This is a genomic window from Stenotrophomonas sp. 89682_Sma, from assembly GCF_056481405.1.
On record NZ_CM151147.1, the window covers coordinates 4,050,621 to 4,071,409 of the forward strand.

The window sequence follows — 20,789 nt, forward strand, 5'->3', positions numbered from 1 at the left end:
CTGCAACGACAACCGTTCAGCTTTGGCTCGTGACCCCGCGTCGTTTACCCTGCCCTTCCCACTGCCGGAGCTCTGTCATGCGCCCCGACCTGCAACTGGCCCTGATCGGCTACGGCCTCGCCGGCCGTGTCTTCCACGCACCACTGATCCAGCACACACCCGGCCTGGCGCTGCACAGCATCGTCAGTTCGCAGCGCGCCACGTTGCTGCGCGCGTTCAGCGACGTCCACGTGCGTGCCACGCCGCAGGAGGTGTTCGACGATCCGGCCGTGGATGCCGTAGTGATCGCCACGCCGAATGAACAGCATGCGCCGCTGGCGATCGCGGCACTGGCTGCGGGCAAGCATGTGCTGGTCGACAAGCCGTTCGCGCTGGACGTGGCTGAAGCGGAAACGGTATTGGCTGCGGCACGCGATGCCGGACGCATCGCCACCGTGTTCCAGAACCGGCGCTTCGATGCCGACTTCCTCACGCTGCAGGCGCTGCTTGCGGACGGGAAGCTCGGCGACATTGCCGAGTGCCATGCGCACTTCGATCGCTACCGTCCACAGGTGCGCGACCGCTGGCGCGAACAGGACGGTCCCGGCAGTGGCCTGTGGTACGACCTGGGCCCGCACCTGCTGGACCAGATGCTGGTGCTGTTCGGCTGGCCCGAAGCGATCGATGCGGACCTGGCCGTGCAGCGCGATGGCGGCAGCGGCATCGATTACTTCCACGCCGTGCTGCACTACCCACGGCATCGCGCGATCGTGCATTCCGGTTCTCTGGTGGCAGCGCCCCCACCACGCTTCAGCGTGCATGGCAGCAAGGCCAGTTGGATCAAACATGGCCTGGATGTGCAGGAAGCGCAGCTGCGCCGTGGTGTTGCACCCGGTGCGCCCGGCTGGGGCATCGACCCGCGGCATGGCGAGCTGGTGCGCTGTGATGCCGAGGACAACGTGCAGCGCAGCACCGTCGACAATCTGCCCGGTGACTACCGGCGGTTGTATGCGCAGTTCGCTGCGGCGATGCATGGCGATGGCGAGGCCACGGTCAGTCCGGTGCAGGCATTGCAGCTGATGCGGTTGCTGCAGGCGGGGATTGAGAGTTCGCGCGAGGGGCGGCGGGTGCGGTTGGGGTGACCGGCAGGGCTGCGCCCTGCACCCTCAGAAGCGGTAGTGCCGGCCGCTGGCCGGCAACCTCAACAGCAACAGCAAAAGCCGGCTATCCGTGGGATGGCGGGGTGGGTCCGGTTGCGGGGGACGCCGTAAACCCTTCCCTGGGGGCTTGGCCGCGGCATCCATGCCGCGGACACCCCCGCAACCGGACCCACCCCGCCTTCGACAGTTTCCCGCGGCTGTTGGTGGGTGCCGACCGTTGGTCGGCACAGTAGATCCACGCCATGCGTGGATGGCGTGGAAATGATCGGAATGCGCTCGTGTGGCCTCATGGGGTCAGAGCCCTTTCCTGCGGAAAGGGGTCCGACCCCAGCAAGGCTTACGACTTCTTGATGGCGTGCCCGCCGAACTCGTTGCGCATCGCCGACAACAGGCGGTCGGTGAACGAATTGGATTCACGCGAGCGCAGGCGTTCCAGCAGCGACAACGTGATCACCGGTGCCGGCACGTCCAGCGCGATGGCTTCGGCCACGGTCCAGCGGCCTTCGCCGGAATCCTCGACATACGGTGCGATGCCATCCAGCGAAGGATTCCGCTTGAGTGCTTCGGTGCTCAGGTCCAGCAGCCAGGAACGCACCACGCTGCCGTGGCGCCACACCTCGGCCACCTGGGCCAGGTCCAGCTCCATCTCCTGCTTGCGCTCCATCAGCGCGAAACCTTCGGCGTAGGCCTGCATCATTCCGTACTCGATGCCGTTGTGGACCATCTTGGTGAAGTGGCCGGCACCAGACGGACCGACACGTGCCCAGCCGCGATCTTCGGCCGGTGCCAGCGTGCGCAGCAGCGGTGCGATCTGCTCCACCACCGACGCTTCGCCACCGACCATCAGGCTGTAGCCTTCCTGCAGGCCCCACACGCCACCGCTGGTGCCGCAGTCCACGTAGCCCAGGTCATCCTCGGCCAGCGCCTTGGCGCGGCGGATCGAGTCCTGGTAGTTGGAGTTGCCGCCGTCGATGACGATGTCACCTTCGGCCAGGTGCGGGGTCAGCTGGCCCAGGGTCTGGTCAACGGTTTCGCCGGCCGGCACCATCAGCCACACCACGCGCGGCACCGGCAGCGCGGCAACCGCGGCGGCCAGCGAATCAACCACCTCCAGGCCGGCCTCGGCGGCACGCTGGCGGGCGCCTTCGCCCGGGTCGTAGCCGACCACGCGGTGGCCACCGCGATGCAAGCGCTGGGCCATGTTGGCGCCCATGCGGCCGAGGCCGATCATTGCAATATCCATTGTTTCACCTTCAGTTGGGGTCTAGGGTCAGGCTGCCTGGCCTGCCGGTAGCCGCGCAGTGGCGCAGCTGCGCCTCGCGCCAACGCCGGTAGAGCGTGGTATGCAGATTGTGCACTGCCAGGTCGATCGAAAACGGGGTTCGCGGGTTGCGGTCGAGCAGGCGGGCGATGTGGTAGCCGATGGGACGTATACCGCGCGGGTGCACATAGATCACGAACTGCTGGTAGAACGGATCGTCCAGCAGCTGGTCCATGCGTGCCAGCGTGTCGCGGTAACGCGGTGCCAGTGCCGCGCGCAGCTGCGCATCGCGCTCGAACAGCAAGCGCTCGAAATAGCGCAGGCCAACACGCGGAATGCCCTGCGCCAGTGTCCACAGCTCGGCATTGCGCTGGTCGTACCAGGCCAGGCCGCCGTGCGCGGCCAACGCCTGCGCGGCCTCGTCGCCCACCGACACCACCACGAAGTTCTCGGCCTGGTTGCTCAGGTCGTCCAGCGTGCCCTTGTCGTACACATGTTCGATGAAACCAGGCACGCCGACGAAGGCCTGCCGGCCCATCGCCGATGTACGTACCCCCTTGCCATCGGCGAAGAAATCACCCGCATGCGCGCCGAGCAGGATGCTGTCGGTAACATGCAACGCGAGGAAGGTGCCGATCGACAGTTCGTCTGCAGCAAATTCAGCATCGAATGCCGTGTCGCCATACAGTTCGCGCTGGGTGGCCAATTGAGCGACCTGGCGGCCGACTCCACATTCAGCGCGCACATTGCCGCTGTAGAACGCCTGCAGCGCCTGGCTGTTGCCCGCAGTGGGCACGAAACCACGGCCGAAGCTTCGCGTGCGCTGCCAGCCTTGCGCCTGTGCGCCGTGCAGGCCGAAGCCGATCCAGCCCAGCTGCAGGCCAGAGAAACGGAATCCTGGATTGCCCTGCAGTGCAGTCGCGGCACGTCGCGTGGCTGCACCCAGCTCGAAGGTGTAGGCGCAGACCGTGGCTGGATCAGCCAGCAGTTGTTGCAGCAGCGCCTGGCGCGATGCTGGCGGTAGAACCGCGGGCCAGCGCACGTGCAGGTCACCTGCTGCCTGCGCCGCCGCCAGCGAGGCACGCGTGCACACCGGGCCGCCCTGCACCTCGGGCAAGGCAACCGCCGCCTCTTCGAAGCGCCAGCCCAATCGCTGCAACAGGCCCTGCACGCAGTCGACAGGCGTAGACGCGGCGCCCAGCGCGGGCACCAGCAGCAGCGCCACGCCCATCAGCCTGCCACGCACACTCACCCCTGGTCCGTGGGGGCCGCTACGGGTTCGGGCGTTGTCGCCGCCGGGGGCGCGGCAGCGTCCGCCGGAAGGTACTGTTGCAGGCGCTGGAAGAAGCGTCGATAGAACTCGGCATCGGTGACCGTGCTGCTGGCCACTTTCACCAGCGAATCGTCATTGCTGCCGAACGGCAGCGATACGGATCCGAGCGCGCCGACACCGACGCTGGCCGAAGTCGGGCTCTTCTTCAGCGCATAGCGATCCTGCACGGCACTGACAAATACCAGTGTCTGGTTGCCCCGCGGTGCGCAGGAAATACGCAGCACCAGCTGTTCGTGATCGTCCTCGCGTGGCTGGAAATTCTTGTTGCCTTCCACCTGCGCCGCGTCGGAACGGGCGATGGCATAGCCCTGGCTGAGCAGGGTGCGCCGCGCAGCCTCGCACGCATCCCCCGGGCGACCATCGACGGTGCGCGAGAAGGTATCGCCGGAATCGAAGGATTCGCGCAGCAGGGTGCTGTCGGCGGCACGGCCACCACAGGCCGACAGGATCAGGGCGCCGGAGAGCGCCACGGCAACGCTGGAAAGACGGGAGGCCCGCATGGGTACTCCTGCGAGGACGGTACCGCCAAGGGTAGTCCCGCCACCGTGTGCGGCAGGTCGACAACGCCGCCCACGTTGGTCCCGGTTCATGCGCAGGTAGCACCGGGATGAGGTCCCCAGACGAAGAGGGGCCGGCAATGCCGGCCCCTCGGGTATCACGTGCCGTCGCCGACTCAGTCGGCCCAGCGGCCGGCACCGGTGGACTGCGGCAGCACCTGCGCCGACAGCGGGCGGTCATTGGCCAGCAGGTTCACCGCGTCGGCCAGGATCGAGGCCGACTCGCGCAGCAGCGGGTCCGGGCGCTTCTCGGCAGCCTTCTCGCGCGCTGCATCCTTGACGATGTCGCGCTCGTTGCCGGTCAGCCCGTCATCGCTGCTGTCATCTGCCAGCGGGTCCAGGGCCAGGCCCAGCTCCTTGCGCTGCACCTGGCGCTCCTTGCGCTGGGTATCCTGGCGCTCGCGTTCCGCGCGACGGGTCGCCTCGTTGAGCGAGATGTACTTCTTCGCCGCTTCGGTGCGGAACTGCTGCACGTCCTCGTTCCACCACTGGAACTCCTTGTCGGTGGCGATACGGGTGTCGTGGCGGGTTTCCAGCTTCGGCAGCAGCGGCGCGAAGTTGCCGTACTGGGTGTGCGGCACGGCGGCGATGCGGGTCCACGGCAGCGCGTTGTCGTAGGTGCTTTCACCGAACTCGGTGGCATCGACGCTGGCCGGGAAGGCCAGGTCCGGCACCACACCCTTGTGCTGGGTGCTGCTGCCGCTGATGCGGAAGAACTGGGCGATGGTCAGCTTGACCTGGCCGAAGCGCTGGGTCTCGCCGCTCGGCCAGCGGTCGAGGTCGACGATGTTCTGCACGGTGCCCTTGCCGAAGCTGGTTTCACCGATCACCAGGCCGCGGCCGTAGTCCTGGATGGCGCCGGCGAAGATTTCCGAGGCCGAGGCCGAGCCGCGGTTGATCAGCACCGCCAGCGGGCCATCCCACGCCACGCCCTGGTTGCGGTCGCTGTTGACGGTGACGCGGCCACCGGACTCGCGCACCTGCACCACCGGACCCTGTTCGATGAACAGGCCGGTCAGTTCGATCGCTTCATCCAGCGAACCACCACCGTTGTTGCGCAGGTCCAGCACCACGCCGTCCAGCTTGTCGTTCTTGAAGCCGGCCAGCAGCTTGGCCACGTCGCGGGTGGCCGAGGCGTAGTCGGCGGCATTGCGGCGACGGCCTTCGAAGTCCTGGTAGAAGGTCGGCAGCTTGATCACGCCGATCTTGCGCGCCGGCTCGCCGTTGGCGGCCGGAATGGTCATGGTCTCGCCCTTGGCGGCCTGTTCGGCCAGGCGCACCTTCTGCCGGGTCAGCACCAGGGTGTGGTGCTTGCCATCGGCACCCTCGGCGGCCGGGATGAATTCCAGCTTCACCTGGGTGTCCTTGGCGCCGCGGATCTTGGCCACGACATCGTCGATGCGCCAGCCGATCACGTCCTCGACCAGGCCGGACTTGCCCTGGCCAACGCCGACGATGCGGTCACCCGGCTTCAGCGTGCCGTCCACCGCAGCCGGGCCACCGGCGATGATCTCGCGGATCACCACCACGTCGTCCTGGCGTTGCAGCTGTGCACCAATGCCTTCCAGCGACAGCGACATCGCCTGGTTAAAGTTCTCGGCGGTGCGCGGGGTGAAGTAATCGGTGTGCGGATCGACCGCACTGGTGTACGAATTCATGAAGAACTGGAAGACGTCCTCGCCCTTCAGTTCATTGACCGACTTTTCCAGCGTGGCGTAGCGCTTGTCCAGCGTCTTGCGGATGTCATCCGGCTTCTTGCCGGCCAGCTTCAAGCGCAGCCAGTCGTTCTTGACCGACTTGCGCCACAGCTCATCCAGCTCGGCGCTGCTGGCCGCCCACGGCACCTTCTTGCGGTCGTACTCGAAGCGCTCGTCGGTGGTGAAGTCCGGCTCCTGCTTGAGCAGCCTGCGCGCATAGGCCACGCGTTCGCCGACGCGCTGCTTGTAGACGGCGAACACCTGGAACGCCGGCTCCAGCTCGCCGCCACGGATGGCCGAGGAGATGTTGGCCTCGAACGGCGCGAAGCGCGCCACGTCGGCCTGGGTGAAGTACTGCTTGCCGCCGTCCAGCGTCTCCAGGTAGCGCTTGAACACGTCCTTGGAGGTGGCCTCGTCCAGCGCGCGCGGGCGGTAGGCGTAGCGGCTGTCGGACAGCAGGCCGTACACCAGCTTGGACGTGGTCACCTGGTCGGCGGTGGCCGCCGCGGGCAATGCGGGCGAGTCGGCCTTGGCCGCCAACGCCAGCGGCGCGACCAGCGCCAGGGCCATCAGGAATGCGGGGGCTTTGAATTTCATTGACGTGCTCGAAGGCGCCTTGCCAAGGGGGAGACTGCGGGGTGTTAAGACACCACGACAGTGCCGAAAGTTGCCGGGTTTGTCACCCGGCCGCGCTCGGTGGAAAACCAGCCTAGCCGGGCCGATGTAGCAAATTGTGAATGGCTGAAGAGCGGCGCACCCAGCGGTTGCCGTCTGTCCGGTTGCAGAGGGCATGGGGTTGCAAGCCCCCTGAGTCAGGGGGCGGCCGCGAAGCGGCGGGGGTGTGGGTGGTGGTAAGCCGGGGCCCACGGTGTGCGCAGCGCAGCGTGGGAAGCGGTAGCGCGCATCGCGCAACCGCTTACCGGACCCCTGCGCCCTTGGCCTGTACGTCGGCGTGGTACGACGAGCGCACCATCGGGCCAGAGGCCACGTGGCTGAAGCCCAGCTCGTAGCCGTAGTCTTCCAGCGCCTTGTAGTCCTCGGGGGTCCAGTACTTCAGCACCGGGTGGTGGTGCGCGGTCGGCTGCAGGTACTGGCCGATGGTGATCATGTCCACGTCATGCGCGCGCAGGTCGCGCATGGTGGCCTTGATCTGTTCGAAGTCTTCACCCAGGCCGAGCATGATGCCGCTCTTGGTCGGCACGTCCGGGTGCTGGGCCTTGAAGTTCTTCAGCAGGTTCAGTGACCACTGGTAGTCCGCACCCGGGCGCACGTTGCGGTACAGGTCCGGTACGGTTTCGATGTTGTGGTTGAACACGTCCGGCGGGTTCTGCGCCAGGATCTCCAGCGCGCGCTCCATGCGGCCCTTGCCACGGAAGTCCGGGGTCAGCACTTCGATGCGGGTGCCCGGCGACTTCTCGCGGATGGCGGTGATGCAGTCGACAAAGTGCTGGGCACCACCATCGCGCAGGTCATCGCGGTCGACGCTGGTCACCACCACGTACTTCAGGCCCATGTCGGCCACGGTCTGGCCGAGGCTGGCCGGTTCGTTGGCATCCGGCGGCTTCGGGCGGCCGTGGGCCACGTCGCAGAACGAGCAACGCCGGGTGCAGACCTCGCCCAAGATCATGAAGGTGGCGGTGCCGTGGCCAAAGCACTCGTGGATGTTCGGGCAGCTGGCTTCCTCGCACACGGTCACCAGGCGGTTCTCGCGCAGCTTGGCCTTCAGGTTCTGCACCGCATTGCCCGAAGGAATGCGCACGCGGATCCAGGACGGCTTGCGCAGCACCGGCGCATCGGCGAACTGCACCGGCGAGCGGTTGATCTTGTCACCGCCCAGCTGCTTGACCCCGGCCTGCAAAGGCGCGGCGGACGGGGAGTCGCCCTGCACGATCTGCAGGGGAATGGAACGGGCGGTGGTTTCAGTCATGGCAGTTCCGGGGAGCGGTCAGGCGGCCGCAGAAAGATCGGGCAGTTCGGGGGTGTGCTGCAGCAGCAGGCCGAACTGGTGGGCCAGGTGGTCCAGCAGCACCGGCTTGACGGCCTCCATCCCGGAGGGGCCGCCCAAGTCTACCACCGAGGTCACCTGCAACCCCTGATAGCCACAGGGATTGATGCGGTGGAAGGGTTCCAGGTCCATGGCCACATTGAAGGCCAGGCCATGGAAGGTGCAGCCGCGACGCACGCGGATGCCGAGTGCAGCGATCTTGGCGCCACCGACATAGACGCCCGGGGCGCCCTCGCGCCGTTCGGCACCGATGTTCCACTCGCCCAGCGTATCGATGATGGCCTGTTCGATGCGGCACACGTAGTCGCGCACGCCGATGCCCAGCCGCGGCAGGCGCAGCAACGGGTAGACCACGATCTGGCCGGGGCCGTGATAGGTCACCTGGCCGCCACGGTCCACATGCAGCACCGGGATGTCGCCCGGCGCCAGCACGTGCTCGTCCTTGCCGGCCTGGCCCAGGGTGAACACCGGGTCGTGCTCGACGACCCACAGTTCGTCGGCATCGGTGTCGCTGCGCTGGTCGGTGAAGCGCTGCATGGCGCGCCACACCGGCTCGTACGCCTGGCGGCCGAGGTCACGGACCACCGCCGGACGCGGCGCACGGTCTTCCGGGGCGGCGTCGGACGGGCAGCTGTCGGCTACAGCGTCCACTTCACTTCCGGGTGGTCGCGCAGCGCCTGGTGCGCCAGGTCGTACTGTTCGCGGCTCTCGGCCTTGAACACGATGCGGACGGACACGTACTTGCCGTTGGAGGAATGCTTCCAGCTGATGCGTTCATTGACGACATCGATGCCGGCAGCCAGCAGCAGGCGGGGGAGCTCATGTTCCAGGCCGCGGTTGGCCGGGCCCATGGCGCTGAGCTCGAACTGGCCGGGGAACTGGAAGCCGTGGTCGGGGTTGTCGGACTTGATTTCCATGGACCCATTATCGGGCCGCAGGGCAACAAACCCAAGAGTATTCATCAAAGTCAAAGGCGGCACGGGCGAGCCGCTGCGTTGCAGCGAGCGGCGGCGCCCCTGGTGGCCAAACGCCAGCTGACTGGAACCGACGCGCTCCGAGCCGGATCCGGCCATGGCACCGATCGCACGCATGTAACGAATTGTGCCCCCCGGACAATGTTGTTTTCGGAACAGACAAGTGATCGGAAAGCGCTCGTTCCGTCACGTACTCACGCGTACCGTGTCGTTGCATAAATCGACAGACAACCGCCCCCTTCCCCATGAGCATTCCATCCATGCGTAGCGTCGCAGTCATCGGGCTTTCCGGCCTGCTGGCCGCCACCCTCCCCCTTGCCGCCCAGGCGGCCGAACAATGTGGCCCGGACGCGATGCGCGACCACCCGCCGCAGGTCAACTTCCGCGTCGACAACGACCTGTTTGGTGGCCGCCACCAGGACCAGGGCTATACCAACGGCGCGCAGCTGACCCTGGTCTCGCCCAACCTGGTCGACTACACCGACGACCCCTGCCTGCCGCGCATGGCGCGCTGGGTGAACCAGTACCTGGAAGGCCTGCACCCGGGCAGGTTCGAGCAGCAGAACATGATCTTCAGCATCGGCCAGGGCATCTTCACCCCGACCGACCCGACCCGCCGCGACCTGATCGAGGATGACCGCCCGTATGCCGGCGTGCTGCTGGCCAGCTTCGGTTTCAACGCACGCAGCGGCGACCGCCTGCAGACCACCCAGCTGGCCGTGGGCGTGGTCGGGCCGTGGGCACAGGGCAAGCAGGTGCAGGATGCCGTGCACAACATCCTGGGCGACAAGAAGTTCGAGGGCTGGGACAACCAGCTGCACAACGAGCCGGTGTTCATGCTGACCCACGAGCGCATGCGCCGCTGGCCGGCCGATGCCAGCGTCAATGCCGGCGGCTGGGGCTGGGATGCGATCAGCCACTATGGTGGTGCGATCGGCAACCTGGAAACCAAGGCCAACGCCGGTGGCGAAGTGCGCTTCGGCTGGAAGCTGCCCGACGACTTTGGCAGCACGCCGCTGCGCCCGGCCGGCGAGAACACCGCGCCGACCCGTGGCGGCCGCCCCAGCGGCTGGTCCTGGCACCTGTTCGCGACCACCGACGCGGCATGGGTGATCCGCGACATCACCCTGGACGGCAACACCTTCCGCAACAGCCACAGCGTGGACAAGCGCCACGTGGTGGCCCAGGGGGGCTACGGCGTCGCAGTGATGCGCGGGCGCTGGAAGTTCGCAGTGGCGCGCTACCACAGTACCCGCGAGTTCAATGGCCAGCGCCAGTCGCCGGTGTTCGGCAGCTTCACCATCAGCCGCTCGCTGTAAGCGAGGGGCTGAGGGTGAAGCGGGTAGGTGCCGACCGCTGGTCGGCACACCGGTTTGCATCGCTCGCTGCATAAGGCATTTCTTCCGCCGGGCATGACTCGGCGCCATTGCCCGGGCAAAGGCCGAAACGGGTGACCTCCAGGCCGCGTTGGCGCTCGACTGGGTCCACCCGATCACAGGCCAGCGACGAAGCGTGCTGAAAGTACAACTTCTCTCATGGCACGACCGCTGGCGCCACGCTATCTCTGTTCGCACTCCGAGCAGAGGTCCTGTCATGCACCATCATCCACATGCGTTTCGCATGGCATTGGGCATAGCAATCACCGCATGTGCCACCTTCTCGACCACTGCGTCGGCTGGCGATCTGGTTGAGCACTGGATGGAGACCTCACAGGAAGAGGTCCTCGCCTACTGGACGAATGAAAGACTCGCTGCCGTACCCGACAAGGGAGAAGCTGCCATCAAGCCACCGGGGCCGGATCCACTGCAGACCGACGGTGACCCATGGCGGGGCACAGGCCCACACCCTGCTGGTGTCGGGCGGCTTTTCCTGACCCGCCCGGATGGCGAGGACGCTTCGTGCACCGCCACCGTAGTCGACAGCCTTGGTGGCGACATCCTGGTGACAGCATGGCATTGCCTTGCGCAGCTGGACGAGCACGGTGCCGTCCACTGGAGTCGCCACCTTCTCTTCGCACCGTTTTTCGAGAATGGCACTGCGCCGCTGGGAAAGTATCCAGTACGGCGGATCGTCGCACCGCAGGCCTCAATTTCCGGCGCACTCGACACCAGTTTCCTGCAGACCCACACCGATGCATCCGGCCAGGGACCCGCGCGCCACGCTGGCAGCCAGGCCATTCGCTTCGATGAGCGCCCCGCAACCGGTCCCCGCGTTACGTTCGGCTACCCCGTTTCAGCCAATGGCATCGGCCTCATCCCGCCAACACCCTGGTACGAATTCGGAAATCCCGAATACACCGGCCAGCAACTGGCTTATTGCGCCACTGCGCGCGTTGAACTGTCACCGTGTCGACCCTTCGGTTCGGAGAAGATTCTTCAGTGGGGCCTTGTCTGCGTGCAGGGCCCGGGTTCCAGCGGCGGACCGGTGCTGGAAGCGTTTGATTTCGACAACGGCCATGGAATCGTTGTGGGAGTAAACAGCATGGGCGTGGTCAACGACGGCCGCGCCCATCTGTGTTCGGCCGAGACCGAGGCGCTGGCCGAACGTGCCTACTGGTACATCCAGCAGCGCACCCCGTGAAACTTCAAGGTTCTCCATTCAAGCCCGCATCGCGTTCCAACAGAGAAACGAAAAGGCCGGCATTCGCCGGCCTTTTCGTTCACCACACCTGAGCGTGGATCACTCCGATTCCCACCACATCCAGAAGCTGTCCCACAGGCGCTTGAAGAAGCCGGCCTGCTCGACGGCAGCCACGGCCACCAGCGGTGCCTCGGCGATGACCTTGCCATCCAGGGTGACCTTCACGGTGCCGATCTGCTGCCCGGCGGTGAAGGGTGCTTCCAGGGTCTTGGGCACGTCGATGCTCGGCTTCAGGTCGTTGTAGCGGCCGCGCGGCACGCTGACCAGCATCGGCTGCGCCACGCCCAGCTGCACTTTGTCGGTGGTGCCCTTCCAGACCTTGTGCTCGGCCACGGCCTTGCCCGGCTCGTACAGGCGATGGGTCTCGAAGAAACGGAAGCCCCAGTTCAGCAGGGCCAGGCTGTCATCGGCACGCTGCTTCTCCGACGCACCGCCCAGCACCACCGCGATCAGGCGCTGGTCGCCACGCTGGGCCGAGCTCATCAGGCAGTAGCCGGCCTCGGAGGTGTGGCCGGTCTTGATGCCGTCCACGCTGCCATCGCGCCACAGCAGCAGGTTGCGGTTCGGCTGCTTGATGTTGCCGACCTGGAATTCCTTGATCTTGTTGTACGCGTAGGTTTCCGGGTAATCGCGCACCATCGCGCGGCCCAGCAGCGCCAGATCGTAGGCGGTGCTGTGGTGGCCCTGCGCGGTCAGGCCATGGGCGTTGACGAAGTGCGAGTCCTTCATGCCGATCTTGGCGGCGTAGCTGTTCATCAGCGAGGCAAAGGCCTCTTCGCTGCCAGCCACATGTTCGGCCAGGGCAATCGCGGCGTCATTGCCGGACTGGATCGCCATGCCCTTTTCCATGTCTTCCAGGCGTGCAGTCTGGTTGACCGGGAAGCCACTGTAGCTGCCGTCGGTACCGGCGCCACCTTCGCGCCAGGCGCGCTCGCTCATCATCACCTGGTCATCTGCACGGACCTTGCCGTTCTTGACCTCGGCGGCGATCACGTAGGACGTCATCACCTTGGTGATGCTGGCCGGGGCCAGCTGCTCGTGGACGTTTTCACCGGCCAGCACCTGGCCGGTGGCGTAATCCATCAGCACCCAGGCCTTGGACACGCTCGGTGCCGGGGCCGGCGGGGTGGCGACGGTGGCCGGGGCGGCAGCGGCGGCGGGCGCCGGCGTGGCCGGAGTCGGCAGCGGCGTCTGGGCGGAAGCCAGGCCCACCACCAGGGTGGCGGCCAGGGCGGTGGCGGCGGAACGGAAATTCATTGGACAGCAGGCTCCAGGGGACGGCCGGGAATGGAGGGTGGAACGTAACGGCCATTGTAAGGCCGGGAGAGCATGGGCCAGCAGCACCGGCCCGGGCGGATCAATCCTTGACGATCTGCGGCGAACCCAGGCCAAGACCGGCGATGCGACCGACAAGTTCCGCAGCACTGGCATGGTCGCTGGCAGGAACGCGCAGGCGGAACAGGGTACGGCCACCGGCGGCGATGTCACTGATGGTCGCGCCGACGATGCCGGCGGCACTGAGCTGGCCCATCGCGCGGTTGGCGTTGTCGCGGTTGGAGAAGCTGGCGACCTGCACCATCACCGCGCCGACCATCTGCTGCGACAGGCTGGGCGCCGCCGGGGCGGCACGCACCGGTGCCGGTGCCACCGTGCGCGGGGCCGTGCTGGCGACCACGGCCGGGGCCGGCGCGGAGTTGCGCACCACGGGCGCACTCGGCGGCAGGCTGCTGACCGCCACGTCCGGCACAGTGCTGGCCACGCCCTGGGTGGTGGCCGGCTGGCCGCGCGCCGGGGTGCCATCGGCCGGCAGGCGGTTGACCAGGCGATCGATGTCGCTGTCGGCGGTTGCACGAGCGGTCGGTGCCGGACGTGCACTGGCCACGGCGGTGGCGGCGGCTGCTTCAGCGGCGCGGCGCTCGCGGCGCGACGGTTTCTGCGCCAGCAGGTTGCTCTCGCCCGGCTGCAGCGCACGCACTTCCACATTGCCGGTACCGCGCTGGGTGATGCCCAGGCGGACCGCGGCGGCATAACTGAGATCGACCACGCGGCCGTCATGGAACGGGCCACGGTCGTTGACACGCACGATCACCGATTCGCCGTTGTCCAGGTTGGTGACGCGGGCGAAGCTGGGCAGCGGCAGCGTCTTGTGCGCGGCGGTGAACTGGTACATGTCGTAGACCTCGCGGTTGGAGGTCAGGCGGCCGTGGAACTTGGCGCCGTAGTACGACGCTGTGCCGCGCTCGACATAGTTGCGGGTGTCGTCGAGCACCTTGTACGACTTGCCCAGCACCACGTACGGCGACTTGTTGCCGATCGCCGATCGTTCCTCGGCGGTCACTTCCGGCTCGGGGATGCAGGCCACGTTGGGAACGTAGTCTGGCGTGCTGTCACGCACGCCCGGCTTGTACAGGCCACCGGCAGTGTAGTTGCCGCGGGTGCTCAGGTCTTCCTTGGCCGCCGCATATGGCGAACCTTCCGGGCAATGTGCCGGGCGCGAGCCACGGCCCTGCACCAGTGTGCCGCTGGACTTGCCACCATGGCCGGCCGTGGCCGGCTTCTTCGGCGCGCTGCTGCAGGCCGCCAGCGCGAGGACGATCAAGCCTGGGACCAGCCATCTGATGTTCATGCCGGGGGCAGCTCCTGTCCGGCGATGGCCTGGGACAACTGGAACACGGCCATCGCGTACATCTTCGAGAGGTTGTAGCGGGTGATCGCGTAGTAGTTCTGGAAGCCCAGCCAGTACTGCTTGCCGGCGCTGCCTTCAAGCGTGATCGGCGTGGCCGTGGCGCCCGGCTGCACTGCAGCGCCGGGCTGGTAGCCGCGCTGCGCCAGATCGGCCAGCGACCAGGTCGGCATCCATTCGGTCGGATTGAACTCCTCGCGGCCCGGCGCCAGCGTGGCCGGTACGGCAACCTGGCCACCACGCACCCAGCCTCCCTTCTTCACGAAGTAGTTGGCGATGGACGAGAACACGTCGTCGTAGCTGTTGAACAGGTCGCGACGGCCATCGCCGTTGCCGTCCACCGCGTAATCGAGGTAACTGGACGGCATGAACTGGCCCATGCCCATCGCACCGGCATAACTGCCCTTGAGCGTGGTGATGTCCAGCTTTTCTTCGCGGCCCAGCTCGAACAGCTTGGCCAGCTCGTCGCGGAAGAACAGCTCGCGGCGCACCTCACGTTCCAGCTTGGCCGGATCGCCGCTGCGCGGGTAGTAGAACGCCAGCGTGTACAGCGCATCGAGCACGCGATGGCTGCCGGCATTTTTTCCGTAGCTGGTTTCCACGCCGATGATCGCCACGATCACTTCGGCCGGCACGCCGGTGCGCTGCTGCACGCGATCCAGTTCGGCGCGATGCTCGGCCAGGAACGCGCGGCCGCCATCGATACGTGCCTTGCTGATGAACATCGGCCGGTATTCGTTCCACGGCTTGACCCGCTCGGCCGGGCGCGACATCGCCGCGATGATCGGCTGGCGGACCTGCGCCTGGTCGAGCACGCTGCTGATCTGCTCCGGCTTCAGGCCATAGCGCTTGGAGGTATCGGCAATGAAGCGGGCCCGCGCAACCTCGAACGGCACCGGGGTGAGATCGACCGGCGGCGCGGTAGCCGCAGTGGCTTCGGGTGCAGCCTCGGCCGGCCCATGGGCCTTGGTGGCGGGCTGGCGCGGCGTACTGCTGGCCTGGGGCGAAGACGGTGGGGACTTCGGCTGGGTCGCGCAGGCGACCAGGCCGAGGGTGAGCATGCAGGCCAGAGTGCGTCGAATCATCGTCGCAGGTTAGCAGGTCATGGATGAATTAAAACCCCTAACACCATGAATCACAACGATTTGCCCGCGTTCAGCGGGAAATGTGAAGACGTTGTGATCGTGCTTCCCCATTCAGAGAGGTGGCCGGTTGCGTCCCCATCCCCGCAGACGCAACCGGCGACCGGATCCGGTCGATACCTGCGCGGCTGCCGCTCCCCAGTGGCAGTGCCCCGCGCTCCCTGTATCCGTTGGATCAGTACTGCTCCCGCCCGACGCCCCCTCGCGCTGCAACGATTGACGGCGCGCCGTGCCGAACGGGCCGCCATTGTGCAGGCCGATTACGACAAGTCCATTGATCAAGATCAACGCGGCGCAAAAGTGTGAACCAGATAACGTTTTTTGCGGACTTTGGTCAGCGGGTGTGCTGTCGTGCATCGTTGTGAGAACGCTTCCATAACGGGCGTTGCGCAGAGTCAGGAAGTTTCCAGCCAACGGCGCAGCCCCTCGTGGGTGGTCGCGCAAAGCAGTTCATGGGTGGGGCCGGGTAGATGGGCTGCGCAGGGGGCGCTGCAAGTACGTCCATGTAAGCTCGGTCGCCGCATCCATGCGGCTCACGCCCCTGCGCAACCCATCTACCCGGCCACGGACAGGTTCCGAGCGCGGCCATCCACGGAGAAGAGAAGAAAATTCAAAAGCGGGTCGCGGCGCTGCGCTTGCTCGTGAGCCGAGCATGGCTCGGCCCTACAGGAAGCAATGAAGCAACCGGCCAAGCTGCTTTTGCCTTTGATCTTCTTTTTCTTCTCCGTGGGTGGAGAACACCCGTGAACTGTCAGCGGCCGGGTGGGTGGGTAGTGCGGGGTGTCCGCGGCATGGATGCCGCGGCCAAGCCCCCATGGACGGGTTTACGGCGTCCCCGCACTACCCACCCACCCGGCCAGCCCTCAGCAATCCGGCTTTAAGCGACCAACCCAACCACCCACGAGGGGCTGCGCCGATGGCTGGAAACGCTATCCCCCGTGCACGGGCCGGTGCCCCCGCACCGCCATCACCAGCCCGATGCCAGCCAACAGCGAAACCGCCGAGGTCCCGCCGTAACTGATCAGCGGCATCGGAATGCCCACCACCGGCAGCAGGCCGGAAATCATTCCACCGTTCACCAGCACGTAGACGAAGAACGCCAGTCCCAGGCTGCCGGCCAGCAACCGTGCATGCGTGTCGCGTGCGTGCACTGCGATCCACAGGCAACGCCCCACCACGAACAGGTACAGCGCGAACAGCGTCGCCACACCGATCCAGCCGAACTCTTCGGCCAGCACCGAGAACGCGAAGTCGGTGGTGTACTCGGGCAGGAAATCCAGCGTGGCCTGCGTGCCCTGCCCCCAGCCACGCCCGTCCCAGCCACCGGATCCAATCGCGATGCGCGACTGCAGGATGTTCCAGCCGGTACCGAGTGGATCGGCCGCCGGGTCGAGGAAGGTCAGCACGCGATCCTTCTGGTACTGCCGCAACAAGCCGAACCAGGCCAGCGGCGCGGCCACGGCCAGGCCCGTCGCGCCGGTCGCCACCCAGCCCCAGTGCAGCCCCGCCAACAGCAGCGCGAACACGCCGCTGGCGGTGACCAGCGTGGCGGTGCCGAGGTTGGGCTGCATCAGGATCAGCACCGCCGGTACGCCGATCAGCACGGCGGCGGTGAGTACGGTGCGCGGCGACGGTGGCAGCGGTTGCCGATGCAGGTACCAGGCCATCATCAGCGGCAGGCTGAGCTTGAGCAGCTCGGACGGCTGCAGGTAGAACACGCCGAGATTGAGCCAGCGCTGCCCATACTTGCCGGTGCCGATCACATACACCGCCATCAGCGGCAGCATCGACAGCGCGTAGATCGCAGGGGTCCACGCGCGCAGTCGCAGCAGCGAAACGCGCGACAGCAGCCACATCGACGCCAGGCCACCGGCAAAACGCGCCGCCTGCCCGGCCACCGGGCCGGACACGCTGTGCAGCACCGCCAGGCCCGCCGCCATCAGGATCAACAGCGCGACGAGCAACGGCAGATCAATCGTGCGCACTGCCTCACGGCAGCCGCCAAGCAGTCGTTTCCATTCCACGCGGGCACGGTAGCAACGCGCGCTTGCGTGAAGCTGTCAGCGCGGCGCAGCATTTGTAGAGTCGAGCCATGCTCGACTGCCTTTCATACAGCAGAAGCAGCCGAGCATGGCTCGGCTCTACAGGAATCAGGAGCAGGAAGCGCGGCGGCTAGCCGTAGCCGCCGTGCACCGGGTTGTGGCTGCGCACCGCCATCACCAGGCCGAAGCCGGCCAGCAGCGATACCGCCGAAGTTCCGCCGTAGCTGATCAGCGGCATCGGCACGCCCACCACCGGCAGCAGGCCGGAAATCATCCCGCCGTTCACCAGCACGTAGACGAAGAACGCCAGGCCGGTGGCGCCGGCCAGCAGGCGCGAGTACGAATCACGCGACTGGCTGGCGATCCACAGGCAACGCCCGATCACCACCAGGTACAGGGTCAGCACCAGGGCCACACCCATCCAGCCGAACTCTTCGCTCAGCACCGAGAACGCGAAGTCGGTGGTCTGCTCGGGAATGAAGTTCAGGTGGGATTGCGAGCCCTCGCCCCAGCCCTTGCCATCGAAGCCGCCGGAACCGATCGCGATCTTCGACTGGATGATGTTCCAACCGGCCCCCAGCGCATCCATCTCCGGGTCCAGGAACATCATGATGCGGTCCTTCTGGTACGGCCGCAGCAGCCAGAACCAGGCCACCGGCGCAACCGCGGCCACGCCGCCCACGCCCAGGCCGACCCACCACCACGGCAGGCCCGCCAGCAGCAGTACGAACACGCCGCTGGCGGCGATCAGCACGCCGGTACCGAAGTCCGGCTGCAGCATCACCAGGCCGGTCGGCACGCCGATGATGATCAAGGCCACCAGCACGGTGTTGAAGCGCGGCGGCAGCGGCATCTTGTGCAGGTACCAGGCCACCATCATCGGCAGGCTGACCTTCAGCAGCTCGGCCGGCTGCAGGTAGAAGAACTTCAGGTCCAGCCACTGCCGGCCGTACTTGCCGGTACCGAGCACGAACACCGCCAGCAGCGGGATCATCGAGATCGCATAGATCATCGGCGTGGCCGAGCGGATGCGCAGGATCGGCACCCGCGAGATACCCCACAGTGCGGCCATGCCCACCGCGAAACGCGCGCCCTGGGCCATCACCAGGCCATCGCCACCAGCACTCTTCAAGGTGGCCAGGCCGATCACCATCAGCGCGCCCAGGGCCAGGCACAGCACCCAGTCCAGCGTGCTGAAGAAGCGGCGCAGCATGTCGCCGGCCCAGCGCAGGAACACTTTCATCGTGCGGGCTCCGCAACCGTCGGGCGTGGCGTGGCCGGCAGTGCAGCCGCGGCCGGCGTGCCCGGCTGCGGCGCAGGGGCCGGTTCGGGCGTGGGTGCCCCCACCTGCACCGGGTGTTCGCCCAGCTGCGCGGCCGCCAGGTCACCGGCCTGGCGTGCGCCGGCGTCTTCGTTGTCGAACGCGGTGGCGCCGATGGCGGTGGTGCCACGCTCGCTGTCCAGCGGCTGCATGCCTTCGGGCATCTTGCCCAGCAGGTAGGCGTCGAACACCTTGCGTGCGATCGGTGCAGCAGCCGAACCACCGTAGCCACCACCTTCCACCGCCACCGCGATCGCGATCACCGGGTTTTCGACCGGCGCGAAGCCGACGAACAGCGCGCGGTGGCGCAGGTGCATCGGCAGGCTCTTCGGGTTCACCGCGGCGGTGCCCTTGCGGCTGATGACCTGCGCGGTACCGGTCTTGCCGGCCATCACGTACGGCGCACCGACCGCCACGCGCCAGCCACTGCCGCCGGGCCGCATGGTCGCCATCATGCCCTCGCGCACCGCCTGCACGTTGTTGGGGTTGGGGCTGACCGGCTTGCTCTCGCCGGGCGGCGTCGCGGTCCAGTCGCTGTCGAAGCCGTCGCGCTGCTGGATCACCAGGTGCGGGGTGCGCAGCTGGCCGTCGGCCAGGCCGCTGACGCCGCGCGCCAGCTGCAGCGGGGTGACCTTCCAGTCGCCCTGGCCGATGCTGATGTTGACCGTATCGCCGGGGTACCAGGCTTCCTTGCGGCTCTTCCGCTTGTAGGCCGGCGACGGCAGGATGCCGCCGATCTCGCCGGTGAGGTCGATGCCGGTCGGTTGGCCGAAGCCGTAGTACTCCATGTAATGGTCGAAGCGCTCGATGCCCAGGTCCAGCGCCAGCTTGTAGTAATAGGTATTGACCGACTCGGCGATGGACTTGCGCAGGTCGGTCCAGCCGTGGCCGCCACGATGCGCATCACCCCAGCCACGGCTGGTGCCGGGCAGGTAGAACATGCCGGTGGACAGCACCTTGTCTTCCGGGCGGCGCACGCCCGAATCCAGGCCGGCCAGGCCGATCAGCGGCTTCAGCGTGGAACCGGGGGCAACGCCACCGAGCACCAGGCGGTTGAACTGCGGCCGCGACGGGTTCTCGTTCAGCGCCTTGAAGTCGGCATGGGAAATGCCGTTGACGAACAGGTTGGGGTCGTAGGACGGCAGGCTGACCATCGCCAGCACCTCGCCGGTGCGCGGGTCCATCGCCACTGCCGAGCCTTCCTGGTCACCGAACGCGGCCACCATTGCGCGCTGCAGGTCGGCGTCGATCGACAGCCGAAGGTCGGCGCCGGACTGCGCGGCCACCCGGCCGATGGTGCGGATGGCACGGCCCTGTACGTTGGTTTCGACCTGCTCGTAGCCGACCTTGCCGCGCAGCTGCTGCTCGTAATAGCGCTCCAGGCCGGACTTGCCGATGTGGGTCAGCGCGGCATTGCCTTCGCCGAGGATCTCCAGGTCCTTGTCGTCGACACGGCCGACGTAGCCGATGATGTGCGCGAACAGGTCGCCGTACGGGTAGCGCCGGGTCAGGTAAGGCTCCAGTTCGACGCCGGGGAAGCGCCAACGGTCGACGGCGAAGCGCGCCATCTCCTCGTCGCTCATGCGCAGCTTCAGCGTGACCGGCAGGAACTTGCGGCGCGCCTTGCGCGACTTGTTGAACGCTTCCAGCTCTTCCGGGCTGATGCTGATGATCTTCGCCAGCCCTTCCAGGGTGGCGTCCATGTCCTTGACCTTGTCCGGGGTCACGTCCAGGCGGAAGGCCGGCACGTTCTCGGCCAGCAGGCGACCGTTGCGGTCGTAGATCATGCCGCGCCCGGGCACCACCGGCCGCGGCTTGATGCGGTTGGCTTCCGAACGCGTGGCGTAGACGTCGTGGTCCAGCACCTGCAGCTTGAAGTACCAGCCGCCCAGGCCCAGCAGGCAGACCAGCACGCCCAGGAAACCCAGCGCCGCACGGCGGCGGAACTGTTCGGCTTCGGCGTGCGGATTCTTGACCTGGCGGCGCGGGATCATG

Annotated in this window: 16 protein-coding genes; 3 read left to right on the top strand and 13 right to left on the bottom strand. The window is 66.9% G+C overall.

The window, feature by feature from the left end; genetic code table 11:
• Nucleotides 1–77 precede the first annotated feature (77 nt).
• Nucleotides 78–1,121, top strand: coding sequence for an oxidoreductase (locus ACZK29_RS18660; protein WP_478446350.1), 1,044 nt, complete (start codon nt 78–80; stop codon nt 1,119–1,121).
• Nucleotides 1,122–1,476: 355 nt separating this feature from the next.
• Here ACZK29_RS18660 and gnd read toward each other — a convergent pair whose 3' ends face one another.
• The 7 genes from gnd to ACZK29_RS18695 form a co-directional block, all read right to left on the bottom strand.
• Complete coding sequence (gene gnd / locus ACZK29_RS18665; RefSeq protein ID WP_006470430.1) at nt 1,477–2,382, bottom strand: phosphogluconate dehydrogenase (NAD(+)-dependent, decarboxylating); 906 nt, start codon at nt 2,380–2,382, stop codon at nt 1,477–1,479.
• 10 nt (nt 2,383–2,392) lie between these two features.
• A complete protein-coding gene (locus ACZK29_RS18670) occupies nt 2,393–3,631 on the bottom strand; it encodes a hypothetical protein (RefSeq protein WP_111202604.1) in 1,239 nt (412 codons plus the stop codon).
• A 17-nt stretch (nt 3,632–3,648) separates the two neighbouring features.
• The gene (locus ACZK29_RS18675; RefSeq protein WP_111202603.1) at nt 3,649–4,233 is read right to left on the bottom strand and encodes a DUF2242 domain-containing protein; all 585 of its coding nucleotides are present in this window, start codon (nt 4,231–4,233) and stop codon (nt 3,649–3,651) included.
• A gap of 173 nt (nt 4,234–4,406) precedes the next feature.
• Complete coding sequence (locus tag ACZK29_RS18680) at nt 4,407–6,584, bottom strand: carboxy terminal-processing peptidase (RefSeq protein WP_111202602.1); 2,178 nt, start codon at nt 6,582–6,584, stop codon at nt 4,407–4,409.
• Between the two features lie 319 nt (nt 6,585–6,903).
• Complete coding sequence (gene lipA / locus ACZK29_RS18685) at nt 6,904–7,914, bottom strand: lipoyl synthase (RefSeq protein WP_049410563.1); 1,011 nt, start codon at nt 7,912–7,914, stop codon at nt 6,904–6,906.
• A gap of 18 nt (nt 7,915–7,932) precedes the next feature.
• Nucleotides 7,933–8,643 carry a lipoyl(octanoyl) transferase LipB gene (gene lipB, locus ACZK29_RS18690; RefSeq protein WP_459047401.1) on the bottom strand — a complete coding sequence of 237 codons (711 nt, stop codon included), beginning with the start codon at nt 8,641–8,643 and terminating at the stop codon, nt 7,933–7,935.
• On the bottom strand, nt 8,631–8,909 hold the full coding sequence (locus ACZK29_RS18695; RefSeq protein ID WP_005411067.1) for a YbeD family protein: 279 nt from the start codon (nt 8,907–8,909) through the stop codon (nt 8,631–8,633). The genes lipB and ACZK29_RS18695 overlap by 13 nt, the downstream gene beginning before the upstream one ends.
• Nucleotides 8,910–9,226: 317 nt before the next feature.
• Here ACZK29_RS18695 and ACZK29_RS18700 point away from each other — a divergent pair, with 317 nt between their 5' ends.
• Both ACZK29_RS18700 and ACZK29_RS18705 read left to right on the top strand, forming a co-directional pair.
• Nucleotides 9,227–10,285 carry a lipid A deacylase LpxR family protein gene (locus ACZK29_RS18700; protein WP_171968432.1) on the top strand — a complete coding sequence of 353 codons (1,059 nt, stop codon included), beginning with the start codon at nt 9,227–9,229 and terminating at the stop codon, nt 10,283–10,285.
• Between the two features lie 274 nt (nt 10,286–10,559).
• Entirely contained in the window at nt 10,560–11,546 is a 987-nt protein-coding gene (locus tag ACZK29_RS18705) for a trypsin-like serine peptidase (RefSeq protein WP_164147531.1), read from the top strand.
• A gap of 99 nt (nt 11,547–11,645) precedes the next feature.
• Here the strand turns inward: ACZK29_RS18705 and ACZK29_RS18710 are convergent, their stop codons facing one another.
• From ACZK29_RS18710 to mrdA, 6 genes are all read right to left on the bottom strand, one after another.
• Nucleotides 11,646–12,863, bottom strand: a complete 1,218-nt coding sequence (locus ACZK29_RS18710; RefSeq protein ID WP_111189020.1) for a D-alanyl-D-alanine carboxypeptidase family protein — start codon at nt 12,861–12,863, stop codon at nt 11,646–11,648.
• Between the two features lie 100 nt (nt 12,864–12,963).
• Entirely contained in the window at nt 12,964–14,232 is a 1,269-nt protein-coding gene (locus tag ACZK29_RS18715) for a septal ring lytic transglycosylase RlpA family protein (RefSeq protein WP_111202600.1), read from the bottom strand.
• Nucleotides 14,229–15,374 carry a lytic murein transglycosylase B gene (gene mltB / locus ACZK29_RS18720; RefSeq protein WP_111202599.1) on the bottom strand — a complete coding sequence of 382 codons (1,146 nt, stop codon included), beginning with the start codon at nt 15,372–15,374 and terminating at the stop codon, nt 14,229–14,231. Before mltB ends, ACZK29_RS18715 begins: the two co-directional genes overlap by 4 nt.
• Before the next feature lie 986 nt (nt 15,375–16,360).
• The gene (gene rodA / locus ACZK29_RS18725; protein ID WP_111202788.1) at nt 16,361–17,455 is read right to left on the bottom strand and encodes a rod shape-determining protein RodA; all 1,095 of its coding nucleotides are present in this window, start codon (nt 17,453–17,455) and stop codon (nt 16,361–16,363) included.
• 148 nt (nt 17,456–17,603) lie between these two features.
• Nucleotides 17,604–18,716 carry a rod shape-determining protein RodA gene (gene rodA, locus ACZK29_RS18730; RefSeq protein WP_005411073.1) on the bottom strand — a complete coding sequence of 371 codons (1,113 nt, stop codon included), beginning with the start codon at nt 18,714–18,716 and terminating at the stop codon, nt 17,604–17,606.
• The gene (gene mrdA, locus ACZK29_RS18735; protein WP_106550467.1) at nt 18,713–20,788 is read right to left on the bottom strand and encodes a penicillin-binding protein 2; all 2,076 of its coding nucleotides are present in this window, start codon (nt 20,786–20,788) and stop codon (nt 18,713–18,715) included. The genes rodA (ACZK29_RS18730) and mrdA overlap by 4 nt, the downstream gene beginning before the upstream one ends.
• Nucleotide 20,789: the final 1 nt, after the last annotated feature.